Here is a 19,655-nt window from a genome sequence, read left to right as displayed (position 1 = left end):
AATTACATATTACATAATTATTATATCGCAATCCGTTTCCGTAAACATAGAACATATTTTACATTTTCTAGAACAAGAATTGTTTGGATTCAGCAAATTGCCTAAAACTTATGGATTATATTAATAATTTTTACAATATTGTTTTTTTTTGATGTTTATTCTTGACATATTATTAATAATTGAATAGTATCAACTTGTAGGTATTTTTTATAATTATCACTATCTGATAATTATATATCGGTTGATTATTTTGTATTAAACAGAGTAGCTAGGATTCCAATCAAACAAAGTGAGATATTTCCATGCCAAGGCATAAAAAGGAAGGGCAATAAAATGACAAAAGATATTAAGGCAGTTATTGTGCCACAGACAGCAGAGGGCAATTTCAAAAAACTAACTCAATTACATAGAAGCAAACTGTATCGTGTTTGTTTATCAAGAGGCTTATTTGTCGGACAGCCTGGCATACTTCTTACTATACGCGAATTAGGATCCTGCTCTCAGACAGAACTTGCCGCTGCGCTTGATGTGACAACGCCTTCTGTTGCGGTATCTGTAAAAAGACTGGAAAAAAGTGGCCTTATAACAAAAGAAATTAACGAAAGAGATAACAGATATAACAAAGTGGCGCTTACCAAAAAAGGTTTAAAAGCAGCATTAAAATGCGAAAAAATTTATGATTGCATAAACAAGAAAATGTTTTCAGGTTTTAGCGAAAGCGAAAAGGATGATTTGACAGATTATCTGACTAGAATGTGCAGCAATCTGCAAAATTTCGATCCCGAAAAGGATGCATCGGTAAATTGTCCTCACGAAGCAGAAATAGATGCCGAAATTGAGAAGATAGTAGAAAAAATGTTTGTGCATTAATTTCTGTTATTTTAATTAAGCATAAAAATAAGCTGCCTAGATAATAAACAAGCGGGCAGCTTATTTTTTATTATACATAGACTATGACGAAAATTTTTCGCAGTTAAGATAAATTCAGTGGTATAGCATTTATTCAACAGTAACACTCTTGGCTAAATTTCTAGGTTTATCTACATCAAGACCTTTGTTAACAGTAACATAATATGCGAAAAGCTGTGAAGGAGTTATAGCAATAACAGGAGCCAGCAAAGGATCAACATCTGGTATTCGAATTACAGTATCGCATACCTCTGATGCTTTTGAACAGGAGTCTGTGGCTATTCCTAGCACAATCGCACCTCTAGCTTTTACTTCGCGAATATTACTAATCATTTTGTCCATGAGCTGATCTTGTGTCAAAGGACATACTACAAGCGTGCCTTCTTCTATCAGAGCTATGGTTCCATGTTTTAATTCACCACCGGCATAAGCCTCAGAATGAATATATGATATTTCTTTCAGCTTCAAAGATGCTTCCATTGATAATGCATAATCAAGACTTCTACCGATAAAAAAGACACTATGAACATTAAAATGTTCAGCGGCAAATCTTTGTACTGTTTCTTGCCGGGATAATGTTTTTTCCATAATCTCTGGAAGCTCAGTCATTTTCTCCAGATATTGTGAATATATGTCTTGATCTATTCTTTTTAGTGTATGTGCCATTTGAAAAGCTAAAAGATAAAGTGCTGCCAATTGGGTATTGTAAGCTTTAGTTGAAGCTACAGCAATTTCTGGACCTGCAGCCGTATATATTACAGAATCAGCTTCTCTTGCTATAGAACTGCCAACAACATTTACAATTGCCAAAATTCTGGCGCCTCTTTTCTTCGCCTCGCGCATTGCTGCCAAAGTGTCAAGAGTTTCGCCTGATTGACTGATAATAATTACCAGTGTTCTTTCCGAAATTATCGGATCACGGTAGCGGAATTCAGAAGCAACATCTACTTCTACCGGTATACGGCAAATTTTTTCTATCACATATTTGCCGACTACCCCTGCATGACTAGCCGTACCGCAAGCTACAATACGAATTTGATCTGTATTTAGCAGAATTTGCTCACTTAGATCTACATGTTCAAAATGAATTAAGCCATCTCTTATACGAGGTAAAATTGTGTCTCGCAATGCACGTGGCTCTTCATTTATCTCTTTCATCATAAAATGCTCGTAGCCGCCTTTTTCCGCAGCTTCACTATCCCAGGTTACATAAATAGGCTCTCTTGATACAGCCTGCCCGAAATTGTCATAAAGTTTTACACCAACAGGTGAAAGACAAGCAATTTCCTGATCTTCCATTATTAGAATGTTTCTGGTTCTACCTAGTATAGCCGGAATATCGGAAGCAATATAGTTACCATCCTCTGCTAAACCAATTATTAAAGGACTATCTTTTCTTGCTGCAACAAATCTTTCTGGACAATCATCGCAAAGCACACCTAAAGCATAAGATCCTTCCAGATCAGATATTGTCATACGGACAGCTTTTAGCAAATCACCATTATTACAACTTTTATAATGATGTTCTACAAGATGGGCAACTACTTCAGTGTCAGTTTCTGAGTGAAAAACATATCCTAATTCTGTTAAATAATGCTTTAACTCCAGATAATTTTCAATTATTCCATTATGAACCACAGCAATTTTACCATTTGCCGATAAGTGTGGGTGCGAATTCTCATCAGAAGGAGCACCATGTGTAGCCCAACGAGTATGCCCGATTCCAGCATGAATATGATCTGACTGCTTATATCCCTGATCTTCAAGAGCAGAGTTAAGATTCGTCAATCGGCCTTTTCTTTTTATTACTTTTACCGTCTGATCCTCAAGAAAAGCTACGCCGGCAGAATCATAACCTCTGTATTCCAGTCTGCCCAGCCCATCCATGAGAATTTCCAGAGTTTTATCTTTACCTATATAACCTACTATGCCACACATAAAATATTCCTCGTATAATTGATGAAACTGATTTTACAACTGCAATAATCAAATGCCATATTTGCTTACAATTAATTCTGTAATCTGATCAGTCATTCTTGTTATTTCATCAATATCTTTACCTTCGATCATGACTCTTATTATTGGTTCAGTTCCTGAAGGTCTTACTAGTATTCTGCCTGATTTACCCAATTGATTCTGAACCTTTTCACATGCGGCAATAATATCTTTATCTTCCATTGCCGGCGTCTTACGATCATTAGGAACTCGAGCACTTTTCAAAACCTGAGGCAATACCTGCATGACTTTCTTAGCCTCGCTGACACTTTTAGAGCTATTCACAAGTGCACGTAATAATCTTAATGCACTTAGCATACCGTCGCCTGTTGTTGAATGCTCAAGCAGAATAATATGCCCTGATTGCTCACCACCGATTGAATAACCTTGTTTTAGCATCTCTTCCAAAACATATCTGTCACCAACTTTAGCTTTTACCAAGTTTATTCCTTTTTCAGCTGCCATGATGTCAAGACCAAGATTGCTCATTACGGTAACAACCATGGTATCATCCACCAGCTGCCCTTTGTCTTTCATATCCGTAGCTACTATCGCCATTATCACATCACCATCAACTACGGCTCCATTTTCATCAACAACCAACATACGATCTGCATCACCATCAAAAGCTATTCCTATATCACAGCTCTCACGTCTTATCAGCTGACGAAGTCGCTCCAAATGCGTCGAACCGCACTGATCATTAATATTTATACCGTCTGGCTCTATCCCAAGCGAAACTACATCGGCACCCAAATCGCTAAAAAGACCTGGTGCTATGTGGGCACAAGCTCCATTGGCACAATCAAGTCCTATTTTCATTCCACTCAGATCTACTCCCATGCGGCGTTTTAAGTGTTCTGTATAGTCTCTTGAAGCATTCTTTTTTTCAATTCTTCTGCCCACCTGATCACCTACAGGTCTTTCACAATTAAAATCATCATAGGAGGCTACTAATTCCTCAATCTTATCTTCAACATTATCAGGCAGCTTATAGCCCTTACTGCTAAAAAACTTTATGCCATTGAATTCAAATGAATTATGTGAAGCAGATATAACAACTCCTGCATCACATTTATATTTTCTAACCAAATATGCTATTCCCGGAGTAGGAATTACGCCACATATAAAAGCATCAGCTCCTGCAGAACAAATACCTGCTACCATTGCAGACTCAAGCATGCCACAAGAAATTCTGGTGTCACAACCCACTATTATTACAGGTTTATGTGTACATTCTCCTGCCAGTACCTGCGCTCCTGCCCAGCCCAGCTTAAATGCCAAATCGGGAGTGAGCTCTTTATTTGCTATACCTCTGACACCATCAGTTCCAAAAAGTCTACTCATTTTTTTCTCCTTATTTGTATAAATAAATATTCATTTTTTATATTTTTCGCAACTTCATTTACAGATTATATCATACAGAAAAGCAAGACTATATTTCAAAAGTAAAACTATAATCATTACTCAAACATTGCAACCAAATTACACATGTGTTACGCCAGACAACAAACTGACAAATTGCACTTTTAACAAGTCCCGCAAGCCCGTGAAAAGAGCATAAAAAAATCTGATTTTATTTTTTAGAAATTATAAATAGAGAACAAAGAGTACTGTTTTGTTACAAAACTATTACTCATCATATTTACAACTACCGGTCTACAACTAATCTGCAGATCTTACACTAACAGTAACATTGGACGGAGTAATAAGGGTAGGTCTTGTATATAGAATTGTGCCGGTTTCAATCTCTACCGGTATGGAAATAAGACCTGTCTCATCTATATCAGAGAAATCAATATATGCTGTAATATCCGATGCACGTAGTGCATTAACAGTGTTTCGTCTGCCCATAACAGTTACCTGTATTGTTTCAACCGGTATTTGTATATCAAAGCCATTATTCTGGGCAGTTTCAACACCTTTGTAACTAAGAGAAACAGAAAAAGTTCGGTTATCTACAGGATTAACTGTAACCTGAACATATAGCCATATAACAATAGCAATTGCCACAGAAGCCAATGACAGGAAAATTCTTTGTTTACGTGTAACTTTTGGAGCTGCGGGATTTGATGATCTTTTAAAGATTCTTTTCCAGAATGACTGCTGCTCAAAACCTGTAGGCACCGATTTTGAGACCGGTATCTGTTGTTCACCGTTCAAAGTACTATTTTGCACATTTTCAGTCTTATTAACTTGATCTTTTTTGTATGAATCTTTTAATACAGAATTATTTATATTTGATGCTGTACTTGCTGAAGCATTTTTCAACTGTTTTGCTTTTTCATCTTTACGTTTTTGTCTTGCCTGTTTGCCACCACGAAACCAGCCTGAAAAACCTGTATTAGAGCCAGAAGGACTCATGAGTTTATGAAGAAGAGTCCTGAGAGCATCTCCGTTATCTAAAGTATACAACCTTCCTTCAAGGCTTAAACTAATCGTACCTCTTTCCTCAGAAACAACAACAGCTATCGTATCTCCTATTTCACTTGCACCAATTGCCGCCCTGTGTCTTGTCCCATAATCTCGTCTTAAATGATAATTATCAGAAAGCGGCACATGCACTCTGGCAGCACTCACACGGCCTTGTCTGATCAGAATTGCACCGTCATGCAATGGCGAACCTTTATAAAAAATCTGTTGCAAAAAAGTAGAAGAGACAGCAGCATCAAGCTGAACTACATTCTCCTGTTCTGTAAAGTCACCCAATTTTGTAGAACGTTCAATAATAATCAGAGCCCCGGTTAAGGTAGATGACATTTTTTCACATGCTCTTACAATGGCTTCGATCAGATTATGTACAGATCCTGCACTCATTATCGTCTCTTCTTGAGTTATTGCTGAGGAAATCATGTTAAAACTATTTCTGCCAACTGTTTCTAAGGCACGCCTCAATTCAGGCTGGAAAATTACTACAAAAGCAATTGCCAGAACAGAAATCGTATTATTTAATAGAAAACCTACGGTATCAAGTCCTATCAGGCTGCAAATAAGTGCGAAAGATATAATCAGAGCTAACCCTTTTAATAATTGCCAAGCCCGCGAATCACGTAGTATTTTCAGCACATAATAAATAACAAGAGCAGTTGCCAAAATATCCAGTACTGCTAAAAGAATATCAAGCGGACCGCCAAAAAAAATCAAACCACTGGCAAAATCCTGCAATAAACTAGAAAAAAATTGTCCGATATCTGACAGTAAGTCTCCATTTACCAAAATAGCTGTCCTCCATATATAAAATTGCTGTATATTATCAAATTTATCAGCAACTATATTTATTGTGGTCTATATAAAACTATTATAACCCTTATCACGAAGATCTTAAATAGGTCATAAACAAACAAAAGTATAACAATAGCAAAAAAACACATCAAAAAAGCCCAACTTTTCAAGCTGAGCTTATATAGACTATCTACACAATATAATTAAATATTTTATCGAAAGCAAGCTGTGATTTACATCGATTATTCAGGGCTGACAAAACCTTCTATAACGCCTCTCTCCAGACCATCTAAATCCAGCATCCAGATAACTCTTCCACTAACTCTAATCAGACCGTCTCTTTCCATTGAAATAAGTTCGCGGGAAAATGATGGTCTTGGCATTGCCAGAAGTCTGGAAACTACTTCCTTCGATACAGGCAACTCTACTGCCTGGGTTGAAACCAACTGCCTGGCGGTTTTAGGCGTTTCACCTTCTTTTTCCAACTGATCTCTAAGCAATTCTAGCAAATAATTAGCAATTTTCTGTCTAAGGCTCTTTTGGGAAAGTAGCGATATTCTGCGGTTTTGCAACTGAACTCTATCAGATAAAATACGCAAAAAATTCGACATTATAGTCGGACTGGTTCCCAATAACTGCATTAACATATCTTTTGATATAAAAATAATTTTAGAATTAGTAACAGCCTCAATAGTTGTGGAGTAAGTTTTCTTTGTTCCAAAAATTAGATATTCTCCAAAAACCTCTCCGGAACCAAGAAGTGCTAAAGTAGCAAAATCTCCACCGCTGGTATATTTTTGCATCGCCAGCTGACCGTCAACAATCAGCCCGATTCCCGTGCAAAGATCACCTTCGTTTACAAGAACTTCGCCTTTCCACACGACACGAATACTCGTTTTAGCGCAATATTCATGAAACACTTCGTGGGTTAAGCCGGTAAACAAAGGAGTGGCAGCCAAGGTTTCACAAATTCTTTTCATAATGCCCTTCTTCCCAGTAAATAATCAGATATGACTGTGTCATATTGGTGCGGACGACAGGACTTGAACCTGCATGCTCTCGCACTGGAACCTAAATCCAGCGTGTCTGCCAATTCCACCACGTCCGCATTTGCGACACAGTCAAAGCTGATAAATGAACTGATTCATGCTAAAACTGTAACAAATGTTTCTATTATTATACGGATCAAATATAGATTCGTCAATCTGTATAATTTATTCGTCAAGTTTTAGCACGCTCATAAATGCTTCCTGCGGCACTTCAACATTTCCGACCTGACGCATCCTGCGCTTACCTTCTTTTTGTTTTTCAAGTAGTTTTTTCTTACGGGTAATATCTCCACCATAACATTTCGCAAGAACATCCTTGCGGAAAGCACGCACAGTCTCTCTGGCAATAACCTTACCGCCTATACATGCCTGTACAGGTATTTCAAACTGATGACGAGGGATATTATCTTTTAATTTCTCTGCCATTCTTCTGGCTCGTGTATATGCTTTTTCTCTGTGTACGATAAATGAAAGAGCATCAACAATTTCATTGTTTAGCATAATATCAAGTTTAACCAGATCTGATTTGGCATAATTCTTGAATTCATAATCCAAAGAAGCATATCCTCTTGTTCTTGACTTCAAGGCGTCAAAGAAATCATAAATAATTTCATTCAAAGGCATTTCATAATGAAGCATTACTCTATTTTCGTCCATGTACTCCATATTTATATACAATCCGCGTCTTTCCTGACACAGTTCCATAATACTTCCTACATAATCTTTTGGAGTCATAATTGTCGCTTTAACAATTGGCTCTTCCATACTTTCTATATCACTTGGATCAGGCATATTAGTCGGATTATCCAACCAAATAGATTCCTTGTCCGTTTTGGTAAGACGATAAACAACTGACGGTGCGGTAGAGATCAATTCCAGTTGAAATTCTCTTTCTAATCTTTCCTGGACTATCTCATAATGGAGCAATCCCAGAAAACCGCATCTAAAACCAAATCCAAGGGCAGCTGAAGTTTCAGGTTCAAAAGACAAAGCAGCATCATTAAGCTGCAATTTTTCTAAAGCGTCTCTTAAATCAGGATATCTAGCACCATCGGTAGGGTATAATCCACAAAAAACCATCTGGCGAACAGGTTTGTAACCTGGCAACGCCTTTTCTGCAGGTCTGTCTGCCTTGGTAACAGTGTCTCCAACCGCAGTATCTCTAACATTTTTTATGCTTGCTACTATATAACCAACATCTCCTGCCAGTAATTCTTCAGCCGGCTGCATTTCTCCAGGACGAAAATATCCCAGCTCATTAACTATGAACTCTTTTCCGGTGTGCATCATTTTAATGCGTTCACCTGTTTTTATAGAGCCTTCTTTTACATTGACATGAACAATGACACCTTTATATGTATCATATTTGGAATCAAATATTAAAGCTCTTAACGGTGCATCTTCGTCCCCTTGCGGGCAAGGAAGATATTCAACAATTCTTTCAAGAACCTCTTTAATATTGAGATTGCTCTTTGCAGATATCATCGGCGCATAACTGGCATCAAGTCCAATAACATCTTCAATTTCAGTTCTAACAACATCAGGTTGTGCAGAAGGAAGATCTATTTTATTGATTACAGGTAATATCTCAAGATCAGAATCCAAAGCCATATATACATTTGCCAGAGTCTGTGCTTCTATTCCCTGTGCAGCATCAACAACCAGGACAGCACCATCACATGCAGCAAGAGTTCGGGATACCTCATAGTGAAAATCAACATGTCCAGGCGTGTCAATTAAATTCAAAGTGTAAACCCGTTTATCATCCGCAGCATAAGCCATACGGACAGCCTGAGCTTTTATCGTAATACCTCTTTCTCTTTCGAGATCCATATTATCAAGAACCTGACTTTGCATTTCACGTGCAGTCAGAACACCTGTATGTTCTATCATACGATCAGCTAAAGTAGATTTACCATGATCTATATGAGCTATAATACAAAAATTTCTGATATACTGCTGTCTTTCTGATGGCATGTAAATATCATGTCTCCTTATTTTTCTAATTTATTATAGTGCAAAAGACATTTTAGCATATTATTACCGTACTGAATACAAGTGTTGAAAATTTGATTATATCTATGGTCTTCCAAAATATTCGAACGGATAGAATCTGACGAGAACCTCACCGATAATGTTTTTAGACGGAATCGGTCCTATGCTTCTACTATCTTTACTTATACTGCGATTATCTCCAAGCACAAAATACTCGTCATCACCAAGTTCTACATATTCGTATTCTTCACTCCTAACAGTGGTTATTGTTCCTTGAGGCAGATAGTTTTCTTCTAAAATCTGCCCATTTCTGTATACATTACCATCTCTGAATTCAATCGTATCCCCTGGCATACCTACTATTCGCTTAATTATATTCGGACCGGCATCGTGACCGGAAAGATTTTGCGTGTTTACTGTTACAATATCTCCATAATCTATGCCACCAAAAAATTTTCCGACTTTCTCTACCAAAAGCTGATCCTGATCATGCAAATTAGGCAGCATGGAATCGCCTACTACGGCATTTCTCTGAACAACAAAAACAACCAGAAAAAGGCCTACCAGTACGGCAATCAAAATATACTTTAGCCAATCGAGAAATTCCATCAATGGATCTACTTCTCTTTTTTCTTCACTGATAGAATCCAGAATCAGATCTTCAGCATGTCCCTTGCGCATTATCATCTTTTCCTTCCGTTTCAGTCTTTGCCGGAGACAAAATAAGACCAAGTTCTTCCAGCTGCTGCTGATCAATATCACCAGGCGCCTCTGTCATCAGGCAAGAAGAATTCTGAACTTTAGGGAATGCAATAACATCTCTTATGCTATCACTTCCTGTCAATAGCATTACAAGCCTATCCAGACCAAAAGCAAGACCGCCATGCGGAGGAACGCCAAACTTGAAAGCTTCCAGCAAATAGCCAAATCTGCTCCATGCCTGCTCCTGACTAAATCCTAATAAAGCAAACATCTTTTGCTGCAATTCCTGGTCATGAATACGAATACTGCCGCCACCTAATTCTGTTCCGTTCAATATAATGTCATAAGCTTTTGCACGTACTTTTGAAGGATCACTGTCAATCAAATCCATATCTTCATCTCTAGGACTGGTAAAAGGATGGTGCATAGCAACATACCTGTCTGCTTCCTCGTCTTTTTCAAGCAAAGGAAAATCAGTAACCCATAGAAGCTTGTAATCATCAGGGTTATACATGTTCATTCTTTTAGCTATCTCGCAACGCAACTGGCCTAATGAATCATATACAACTTTGTTCTTATCAGCAACTATCAAAAGAAGATCACCAGCCAGAGCACCTGCTCTTTGTGCCATTTTCTGCATCAAATCAGGATCAACAAATTTTACAATTGATCCTCTTGGTTTTTCTTCGACAGTAATCCAAGCCAAGCTCTTGGCTCTATAAGTTTTTACAAATTCACCCAAAGAATCAATTTCCTTGCGGCTCAAAGCAGAACCACCAGGAACAGCAATCAACCTAACGCTACCGCCGTCCGCAATCGCTCCTGAAAAAACTTTGAATGGATTTTCTGCTACAAGATCAGAAACATCTACTAATTCCATACCTATTCTCAGGTCAGGTTTATCAGACCCATATCTGTTCATCGCTTCATCATAGCTCATTCTTGGCAAGGGAAGACTGATGTCTATATTCATAATGTCTTTGAACAACTTTTGCATAAAACCTTCATTTACAGAAATTACATCTTCCATGTCTGCAAATGCCATTTCCAGGTCTATCTGTGTAAATTCAGGCTGACGGTCGGCTCTTAAGTCTTCATCCCTGAAACAGCGGGCAATCTGCATATATCTGTCATACCCAGACAACATAAGTAATTGTTTATACAACTGCGGCGATTGTGGCAAAGCAAAAAAACGACCGGGGAAAACTCTACTAGGCACAAGATAGTCACGTGCACCTTCCGGCGTGCTCTTAATCAGCATAGGAGTTTCAATTTCAAGAAAACCTGTCTGATCGAAATAATCTCTTGCCAGCTTGGTTATTTTATGGCGCAATATCATTTTGCTTTGCATATCGGGACGACGAAGATCAAGATATCTATACTTTAATCTAAGAGCCTCTTTTGTATCTATATCTTCTTCAATATAAAAAGGAGGAGTCATAGATTCACTCAAAATTCTAAGCTCCGAAACAAGCAACTCTACATGTCCGGTTTTCATCTCCGAATTTGCCGCTTCACGAAGCCTAAGAGTTCCAGCAGCAGCAACAACATATTCACTACGAATGGCCGCAGCCTTATCCTGAATCTCCTGAGAACAGCTCTCATCAATTAAAAGCTGTATTTCTCCGCTTCTGTCACGAAGTGTAATAAAAACCAATCCACCCAGATCTCTCTGCTTATGACACCAACCCATCAAAGTAATATTCTGACCAAGCATGCTGTCATTTATCTCAGCACACCTGCATGTTCTCTTTAGTCCCTGCATTGATTCTGCCATATAATATCCCTCATCCTTCTTTTTGCTTTTCTAATAAAAAAGATATAGCCTCTTCAAAAGACATTTCCGTTTCTGAATGTTTATTCATATCTTTAATACGCAGACGTCCATTTTCTATTTCATCATCACCAATTACAGCTGTAAAGCGTATTCCCTGTTTACCGGCATATTTCATCTGAGCCTTCAAACTGCGACCCATCAGATCACTGTCTACTCTAAGACCTTTATTCCTCCATTTGAGAGAAATCTTACGCACATATGAAGCAGCAGAACCCAATGCAGCTATATATATAACTGGTTTTAAGGCCTCAATCATTATTGCATTTTGCTGCTGCAATTCCAGCATCAGTCTTTCTACACCAAGAGCAAAACCAATACCCGGAGTCGGCTGTCCTCCAACTTCCTCAACAAGACCATCATATCTGCCGCCACCACAGATCGTACCTTGTGTGCCCACATGTTCAGACACAAATTCAAAAACCGTACGCGTATAATAATCAAGACCTCTAACAATATTTTTATCTACCGTATATTTTAATTCCAGTTCATCCAAATGTGCACAAAAGCTATCAAAATGATCCTGACACTCTGTGCACAAATTATCAAGCAGAGCCGGGGCATTCTTTACCAGAGGCTGACAGCCCGGCTCTTTACAGTCAATTATTCGTAAAGGATTCTTTTCGTATCTGTTCTGGCAGGTAGTGCATAGAGCAGATAGTTTCGGTTCAAGATATTTTTTCAGCTTTATATTATATTCAGTTCGGCAAACAGGACAACCAATACTATTTATATGAAGACTTGTTTCCGATAAACCCATTTCGCGAAAAAACAAGTCAAGCAAACTCACTATTTCCGCATCAACAACGGGTCCTTTTGCTCCGAAAACCTCACAACCAAATTGATGAAATTCTCTGAATCTTCCTTTTTGCATTTTTTCATAACGAAATGCAGTTATATTATAAAACAATCTAACTGGAGAAGGCCATGATGACATACCGTTTTCAAGATAGCTCCTAACCACACCGGCGGTACCTTCTGGTCTAAGAGACATGCTTCTGCCTGCCTTGTCGGTAAAGGTATACATCTCTTTTTGTACAACATCCGTAGTATCTCCTACCCCTCTTTGAAAAAGTTCGGTCTGCTCAAAAGTAGGGATTCTTATTTCCTGATAACCATAACGGCTGCATATATCTGCAAAAACACGCTCCGCATGCTGCCATGCAGAAATCTCCTGAGGCAAAATATCTCTTGTGCCTTTTGGTGCACCTAGTTTTGTCATTATTATTCGGCGCTTATGCTTAATATGAGTGCGCCTGCCTCCCTTCATTGTTCCAGTTTATTGTACCATTTTACAAATTAAACAGTCGAATTATTATACATCAAATCTGATCATACTGATAGCCCAGCATTGATAATACTGCCACGGCTGCAGTCTCTGTTCTAAGAATTCTGGGACCTAAAGTGACAGGAGTAATTCCCCGGGAAAATGCCAGTTCAGCTTCTTGATTAGAAAATCCTCCTTCAGGGCCTATAATAAATCCACCGGTAAATTTATATTGTAAAGAATTATCCAACTCTGATAGGTATTTTTTTAATGAAAGTGACCTTTCATTTTCCCACGGCATAAAAGCTATATCAAATTCTAAAAGTTGTTCTAACGCTTCAGCAAATGATATAGGCAAAAAAACCTTGGGAATAAAGCCTCTGCCGCTTTGCTTTGCAGCTTCTAAAGCTATTCTGTTCCATCTTTGCACTTTTTTTTCAACAGCATTGCTTTTTATTTTGGCAACACTCCTGCTGCACTGAACCGGTACAATTTGTCTTATGCCTAATTCAACCGACTTTTGAATAATGTAATCCATCTTATCACCCTTGGGCAGCCCCTGAAAAAGTGTAAACTGCCAACGGGATTCAGTTTTATTAACTGTTTTTGCAATAATCTCAAGATAAACAGACTGCTCAGACATTTTTTTTATGATTGTCTCAGCATCAGTTCCTGCACCATCACAGATAGTTATTCTATCGTTAACTTTCAATCTGAGAACATCAATAATATGATGTGCATCTTCATTTATGAGTACAATTTCCTGATCTTGATCGGACAAGCATTTTTCAACAAAAAATCTGGGCATATTAATATCACCTGCATAAATTTAACTTTTTCTTTTGAAAAGGTATTTTCTTTTCTAATATACACTATTATCTGCAAAGCATAATACAAAAATATTATATATGTATTATAATGATTAAGAACATTGAAAGGAGGAAGGCAGATCTTATATATTTGCCTGATCTGCCGCACAAAATATGACAGATAATCAAAATAATCTAAACGAGAATTTTTCTGACGGCACAGCTGATAGGCCTCCTGTTAACAATATCTCTGGAAATCAGGACAACATGACCAATAATGCAACCAACACTTCCGATATTCCAGAGCAAAAAGAAGCAGAACCACAAAGTCAGAATCAGTACTCTTCACAGCCAAATGGCAAAAATGAGCAAGGCAAGAAAAAAAGAAAAACTTTTCTGGAAACAGAAGAAGCTAAAATCTTGTGGAAAGACCGCAAACGATTTATGGGTATGCCGCTTTCTTTTACCAGATACGAAGTTGACGAAAGCAGATTCACCAGCAGAGTTGGCTTTTTCAACACTACTACCAATGAAACGCTTTTGTATAGAATTCTTGACCTAAAGATGACCCAGACACTTTGGCAGAAAATATTCCGTGTAGGAACCATCATTTTATTTACAGCCGACAAATCGCACAGCACTTTTACATTGAAGAACATCAAACATCCAGAAAAGCTAAGAAGATATCTTAGCAATCTGGTCGAACAAGAAAGAGACAAGCGCCGAATCACCGGCCGTGAATTATTTGGTGTTGCAGGTGAAAGCGGCATGCTTGATATGCCTGATCTAAACGGGGATGGTCTGCCAGGCTGATTTTCTGGTAAATGTTTTATTTTTTCTGCAGCTGTTCATTAACAAGCTGGTTAAGCATCTGTGGATCGGCTTTACCTTTCAGAGCTTTCATGCACTGACCAACAAGAAAGCCTGCAGCTTTTGTTTTACCGGCCTGATAATCAGCAACCGACTGGGGATTATTCTCGATAACTTTTTTTACTGTTTTGGTCAGTTCATTTTCATTACTTACCATGGATAACTGATTTTGCTCAACATACTGATCGGGATTCACTTTATCATCTATGACCGCTAGGAGAACTTTTCTGGCGGTCATTCTGTTTACGATACCTTCACAGACCAGAACCACTATTCGCGCCAGATCAGCTGGAGCAAGTTCCAGCTCACCGGCTTCACAGTTTTTATCTTTGCTGATCTGCAACAGTTCACCCATAATCCAGCTAGCAGTTTCTTTGGGTCTTTTAGATTCTTCGGCAGTCTTTTCAAAAAGTGCAGCTAAAGCAGGATGGCTTGTTATTACATCAGCCTCATAATCACTAAGTTCCCAATCTTTTTTGTATCGGGCACGTTTGGATTCTGCAAGCTCCGGCAGAACAGCTTCAACTTGTTTTATCCACTCGGTACTTATTCTTACCGGCGTCAAATCTGGATCTGGGAAATACCTGTAATCATGCGCATCTTCTTTTGACCGCATTGCAAAACTGGCATCCTTGTTTTCATCCCAGCGCCTTGTCTCTTGAGTTACTGTTCCACCTTCCATAATCAATTCGATCTGTCTTAGGCTTTCTTTTTCGATCGCCCGCCCTATTGCCTTAAAAGAATTCATGTTTTTCATTTCTGTTCTTGTTCCGAATTCTTCACTGCCAACAGGCCGTACAGAAACATTGACATCTGCCCGCAAAGAGCCTTCCTGCATTTTACAATCCGATACACCTATAAATTGTAGAACACTACGCAGTTTCTCTATATATGCAAGAGCTTCAGAAGCAGATCTCATGTCAGGCTCACTTACTATTTCCAGCAAAGGAACTCCACATCGATTATAATCAACCAAGGTACAGTCTTCCCAAGGATCATGGATCAATTTGCCGGCATCCTCTTCCATATGCAGCTCATGTATTCTGACTTTCTTTTTACCACTATCTGAATCTATCTCTAAATAACCGTCTCGCCCTATAGGTCTGTAAAGCTGTGATATCTGATAAGCTTTTGGCAAATCAGGATAAAAATAATTTTTCCTGTCAAAGCGGGTTAATTGGCTTATATTACAATTTGTTGCCAGGCAGGTTCTCATTGCATATTCAACAACCTGCTGATTTAAAACGGGTAAAGCCCCGGGAAGACCTATACAAACAGGACAGCAATGAGTATTAGGCTTTTGCCCATAAGAGACAGGACAACTGCAAAAAATCTTGCTGGCTGTATTTAGTTCAACATGCACTTCTAAGCCTATAACTGTTTCAAAAGTCATTTTGCTGACCTCCTATCTTCTGGTTTTTGTGTATGGAAATCGGTAATCTGCTGCCATGATATAACAGCTCTCAAGAGTTCAGGATCCTTAAACGGAGCAGATGTAAGCTGCAATCCAATAGGCAGTCCCTTATCATCATAGCCACAAGGAAAGGATAGTGCTGGTAAGCCTGTAAGGTTCGCTCCTACGGTAAAAACATCACTAAGATACATTGCAAGAGGATCTTTCAAACTGGCACCTATTTCCGGCGCAGTTGTAGGAGCAACCGGACCTAAAATAAAGTCATATTGATCCAGCAATTCTTTATAGTATTTTTGTATCAGTTTTCGTATTTTTTGCGCTTTAAGATAATATGCATCGTAATAGCCGCTGCTCAAAGCAAATGTGCCAAGCATTATCCTCTGACGAACTTCAGAGCCAAAACCTTCTGTACGATTGTAACTATAAAAATCCTTTAGATCAGAAAAATCTTTTCTATCTGTACGATGTCCGTACTGTATTCCGTCATATCTTGATAAATTAGCACTCGCCTCGGCTGTTGCTATAATATAGTAGGCAGGGATGCTTTCATCTAATAAGGGCAATTCGCAATATTCACATACTGCTCCCGCCTTTTCAAGCGAATCTATTGTTTGATCAAAAACTTTTTTTACTTCAGGTTGCAGCTGATGGGTAAGAAAAATTTTAGGAATCGCTATTTTTATATTTTTCAAGCTGAACTTTTCTGAATTACCATCTTTTAGCAGTGCACGAATATCCTCTGTCAATTCAGACATTTTTGACTTTATATCTAATTTATTATCTGGAATTGATGTACTGTCATATTTATCATTTCCTGTTATATGTGAAAAAATCAAACTGCAGTCTGCAGCGTCAGAAGCAACCGGGCCAATTTGGTCAAGAGACGATGCATATGCAATCAAACCATAACGCGACACAAGTCCATAACTTGGTTTAAGACCCGTAAGTCCACAATAACTGCAAGGCTGTCTGATAGATCCGCCAGTATCTGAACCCAATGCAAAAAACGCTTCTCCGGAAGCCACAGCTACTGCTGAACCGCCACTGGAACCACCAGGCACATGATTTAAGTTCCAGGGATTACGTGTAACTTTGAAAAATGATGTTTCGGTTGTGCTGCCCATAGCAAATTCATCCATATTTGTTTTGCCGAGAATAACAGAACCAGCCTTTTCAAGTCTTTTCACAGCAGTTGCACTATATGGAGGAATAAAATCAGACAGCATCCTGGACGCACACGTTGTTTTTATACCTGCAGTACAAATGTTATCCTTAACAGCCATAGGCACTCCTGCAAGCAAACTAGATGATTGTCCTGCAGCAATATTTTTATCTGCCTTCTCTGCCTGCTCAATAGCATACTGGTTACTGACAGTAATATAAGCACCATATTCACTGTCTGTTTCTGAAATTCTATCGAGAATATATTTTGTTAACTCGACAGATGATAACTTTTTTTCAGCCATCATCAAGCCGATCTTACCGGCACTGTATTTAATCCAGTCCATAATTTACTACTCCCTAATTAATTCTGTATCTATTTTTACAATTAATATCTGACAATTCTATTAATCAACTGTTCGCGGAACCATCAAGCAACCATCCTTGCTGACAGCCGTAAGTTTTGTAATTTCTTCCTGCGAAAGGCAAGTCGAAAAAACATCATCACGTAATTGATTTTCCAGATCATGCGGATGACATGCAGGTTCAACTTCACTTGTATCAATTGCAGAGAGCTGGTTAAAATGATCAATGACCTGTCCAAGATATTCCTCTGCCATTCCCAAATCTTTGCCGGTAAGTTCAAGCCTTGCCAGACCGGCAACTCTCTCAACCATTTCGGTCGTGATTTGAATATTTTTGTCTGACTTTTCCATATAATCACCTTATTTACTTTCTCTTTCCAAATATTATTTATATTTTACTAATATTTGACTGTAAATGCCCTTTTTTCTTTTTATGGTTCCAACCTGCTTTGATCTCTGGGGAAAAGAACTGTATGCCTGATATTATTTTGCCCTGTAAGCATCATCAAAAGCCTTTCCAGACCTATTCCCAGACCACCATGCGGAGGCATTCCATACTTATGGATCATCAGATAATCCGTAAAATCTTCAGGATTCATATCCTTACTGACCATTTTAGCAACCTGTTCATCGTAATTGTGAATTCTCTGACCTCCGGTTGTTATTTCAAGACCATTAAACAAAAGATCAAAACTAAGTGTATACCTTGCATCTTCAGGATCATCCATAGCATAAAAAGGTCTTTTTTTACTAGGATAATGTGTAACAAAAACAAAATCGCTGTTATAATCCTGTTTAAACATTTCCCCTATCAGCCTTTCCTCCTCTGGCTCTAGATCGAAAGGATTTTTGATTCTACGTCCATACTTTTCAGAAACCAGTTGTTTTGCCTGATCAAATCTAATCTGAGGAATCTTGTCAGCAGATGGTAATTCTACTTTAAGTTGATCAAGCTCGTAACTATATTCAGTTTTCAGCAGATTTAACATATATTGCAGCATAGCAGTTTCAACCGCCATTATATCTTCAAATGATTCAATGAACCCAAGTTCAAAATCAAGACTTGTATATTCATTAAGATGCCTTGCAGTACTATGCTTTTCAGCTCTGAAAACAGGTCCGACCTCAAAAACACGCTCAAAAACACCTACCATCATTTGCTTATAAAACTGAGGGCTTTGTGTTAAAAATGCTTTGCGTCCGAAATAGTCCAATCTGAAAATATTTGAACCACCTTCTGCTCCTGCTGCAACAATTTTAGGCGAATGAATTTCAGTAAACCCTTGTTGTTGCAGATAGTCTCTAAAACCACGACAAATCCCTTCCTGCAAACGGAACAAAGAACGATGGTGCTGATGCCTCAAAGTAATAGGGCGAATTGACAAATCCGCCTCAAGCGACATATTGCTTATTCTTTTACCTAGATGTACCGGTCTTGGACTATCGGGCGAAGCTATTATCTCAACAGTTTTCACATGGCACTCATAACCTCCCGGTGCCCGCTTCTCATCCTTAAGCACACCACTTATTTTTACTGCCTGCTCATCTCTGATTTGATCAGCTCCGGAAATAGTACATTCACTGTCAATAACACATTGCAAAATAGAATCTCTTAACCGCAAATTAATAAAAGAAATTTCCCCCATATTTCGGTGGCTGTGCACCATTCCTTGAAAAACAACTGTTTCTCCACTATTACATGCCTTAGCCCAATCAGCTTTTTGACAAATTTCTGTAGTAAGACAACCTGTTTGATAATCCATTTTTTTGTCCCCCTTTTTATTAATTTGATAAATCTTCCTGAAACACAAAAAACGCCCCGGAATAAAAATTCCGGGACGGGAATATAAAAACCCGCGGTACCACCCTAATTGATGTGTGTCCATCTCCTTTGATGATACGCGCATCCGCTCATTGCACATAACGGGTACACCGTCTGTATCTACTCTGCTTCCTTGCATGTATCATCGAAAGAGCATTTCAAAACAGAAGCTCGGGAGTGTTCTTCCATTATTCATTTCTGATTGATGCTTTCAATCTACGACATCAATTCCCTGTCAGAA

The 19,655-nt window shown here is 38.4% G+C and carries 15 protein-coding genes, 1 tRNA gene and 1 other annotated feature (1 of these 17 cut by a window edge); of the genes, 2 read left to right on the top strand and 14 right to left on the bottom strand.

The features are described from left to right. The first annotated feature begins 333 nt into the window (after positions 1-333). The gene (locus tag AC0KSB_RS12965) at positions 334-870 is read left to right on the top strand and encodes a MarR family winged helix-turn-helix transcriptional regulator (RefSeq protein ID WP_472309953.1); all 537 of its coding nucleotides are present in this window, start codon (positions 334-336) and stop codon (positions 868-870) included. Positions 871-999: 129 nt separating this feature from the next. Here the strand turns inward: AC0KSB_RS12965 and glmS are convergent, their stop codons facing one another. The 10 genes from glmS to AC0KSB_RS12915 form a co-directional block, all read right to left on the bottom strand. Next, positions 1,000-2,847 carry a glutamine--fructose-6-phosphate transaminase (isomerizing) gene (glmS, locus tag AC0KSB_RS12960; RefSeq protein WP_472309951.1) on the bottom strand — a complete coding sequence of 616 codons (1,848 nt, stop codon included), beginning with the start codon at positions 2,845-2,847 and terminating at the stop codon, positions 1,000-1,002. 48 nt (positions 2,848-2,895) lie between these two features. After that, the gene (gene glmM / locus AC0KSB_RS12955; RefSeq protein WP_472309949.1) at positions 2,896-4,251 is read right to left on the bottom strand and encodes a phosphoglucosamine mutase; all 1,356 of its coding nucleotides are present in this window, start codon (positions 4,249-4,251) and stop codon (positions 2,896-2,898) included. A gap of 318 nt (positions 4,252-4,569) precedes the next feature. Further along, positions 4,570-6,120 carry a diadenylate cyclase CdaA gene (gene cdaA / locus AC0KSB_RS12950; protein WP_472309947.1) on the bottom strand — a complete coding sequence of 517 codons (1,551 nt, stop codon included), beginning with the start codon at positions 6,118-6,120 and terminating at the stop codon, positions 4,570-4,572. A 248-nt stretch (positions 6,121-6,368) separates the two neighbouring features. After that, positions 6,369-7,106: a Crp/Fnr family transcriptional regulator gene (locus AC0KSB_RS12945; protein WP_472309945.1), complete on the bottom strand. Its 738-nt coding sequence runs from the start codon at positions 7,104-7,106 to the stop codon at positions 6,369-6,371. A gap of 45 nt (positions 7,107-7,151) precedes the next feature. Next, a tRNA-Leu gene (locus tag AC0KSB_RS12940) sits at positions 7,152-7,234 on the bottom strand. Between the two features lie 106 nt (positions 7,235-7,340). Next, entirely contained in the window at positions 7,341-9,152 is a 1,812-nt protein-coding gene (lepA, locus tag AC0KSB_RS12935) for a translation elongation factor 4 (protein ID WP_472309943.1), read from the bottom strand. Between the two features lie 102 nt (positions 9,153-9,254). Then, positions 9,255-9,857 (bottom strand): signal peptidase I, encoded by a 603-nt coding sequence (gene lepB, locus AC0KSB_RS12930; protein ID WP_472309941.1) that lies wholly within the window; start codon positions 9,855-9,857, stop codon positions 9,255-9,257. Continuing rightward, on the bottom strand, positions 9,832-11,649 hold the full coding sequence (aspS, locus tag AC0KSB_RS12925) for an aspartate--tRNA ligase (protein ID WP_472309939.1): 1,818 nt from the start codon (positions 11,647-11,649) through the stop codon (positions 9,832-9,834). Before aspS (AC0KSB_RS12925) ends, lepB begins: the two co-directional genes overlap by 26 nt. 10 nt (positions 11,650-11,659) lie before the next feature. Continuing rightward, positions 11,660-12,928 (bottom strand): histidine--tRNA ligase, encoded by a 1,269-nt coding sequence (hisS, locus tag AC0KSB_RS12920; RefSeq protein WP_472309937.1) that lies wholly within the window; start codon positions 12,926-12,928, stop codon positions 11,660-11,662. Positions 12,929-13,028: 100 nt separating this feature from the next. After that, positions 13,029-13,781, bottom strand: a complete 753-nt coding sequence (locus tag AC0KSB_RS12915; protein WP_472309935.1) for a 16S rRNA (uracil(1498)-N(3))-methyltransferase — start codon at positions 13,779-13,781, stop codon at positions 13,029-13,031. Between the two features lie 175 nt (positions 13,782-13,956). Between AC0KSB_RS12915 and AC0KSB_RS12910 the strand changes: the two genes are divergently transcribed. Beyond that, positions 13,957-14,595 (top strand): PH domain-containing protein, encoded by a 639-nt coding sequence (locus AC0KSB_RS12910; protein ID WP_472309933.1) that lies wholly within the window; start codon positions 13,957-13,959, stop codon positions 14,593-14,595. 16 nt (positions 14,596-14,611) lie between these two features. On the opposite strand, the gene gatB is transcribed toward AC0KSB_RS12910, so the two are convergent. From gatB to aspS (AC0KSB_RS12890), 4 genes are all read right to left on the bottom strand, one after another. After that, on the bottom strand, positions 14,612-16,045 hold the full coding sequence (gatB, locus tag AC0KSB_RS12905; protein ID WP_472309931.1) for an Asp-tRNA(Asn)/Glu-tRNA(Gln) amidotransferase subunit GatB: 1,434 nt from the start codon (positions 16,043-16,045) through the stop codon (positions 14,612-14,614). Beyond that, on the bottom strand, positions 16,042-17,574 hold the full coding sequence (gene gatA, locus AC0KSB_RS12900) for an Asp-tRNA(Asn)/Glu-tRNA(Gln) amidotransferase subunit GatA (RefSeq protein WP_472309929.1): 1,533 nt from the start codon (positions 17,572-17,574) through the stop codon (positions 16,042-16,044). Before gatA ends, gatB begins: the two co-directional genes overlap by 4 nt. A gap of 60 nt (positions 17,575-17,634) precedes the next feature. Continuing rightward, complete coding sequence (gatC, locus tag AC0KSB_RS12895) at positions 17,635-17,943, bottom strand: Asp-tRNA(Asn)/Glu-tRNA(Gln) amidotransferase subunit GatC (RefSeq protein ID WP_472309927.1); 309 nt, start codon at positions 17,941-17,943, stop codon at positions 17,635-17,637. Between the two features lie 80 nt (positions 17,944-18,023). Next, positions 18,024-19,355, bottom strand: coding sequence for an aspartate--tRNA(Asn) ligase (gene aspS / locus AC0KSB_RS12890; protein ID WP_472309925.1), 1,332 nt, complete (start codon positions 19,353-19,355; stop codon positions 18,024-18,026). A 68-nt stretch (positions 19,356-19,423) separates the two neighbouring features. After that, positions 19,424-19,655: a binding site (T-box leader), on the bottom strand; it runs 36 nt beyond the window's last position.

The sequence above is a fragment of the Ercella succinigenes genome, from assembly GCF_900002895.1.
This window is presented reverse-complemented; position numbering and strand designations above follow the sequence as displayed.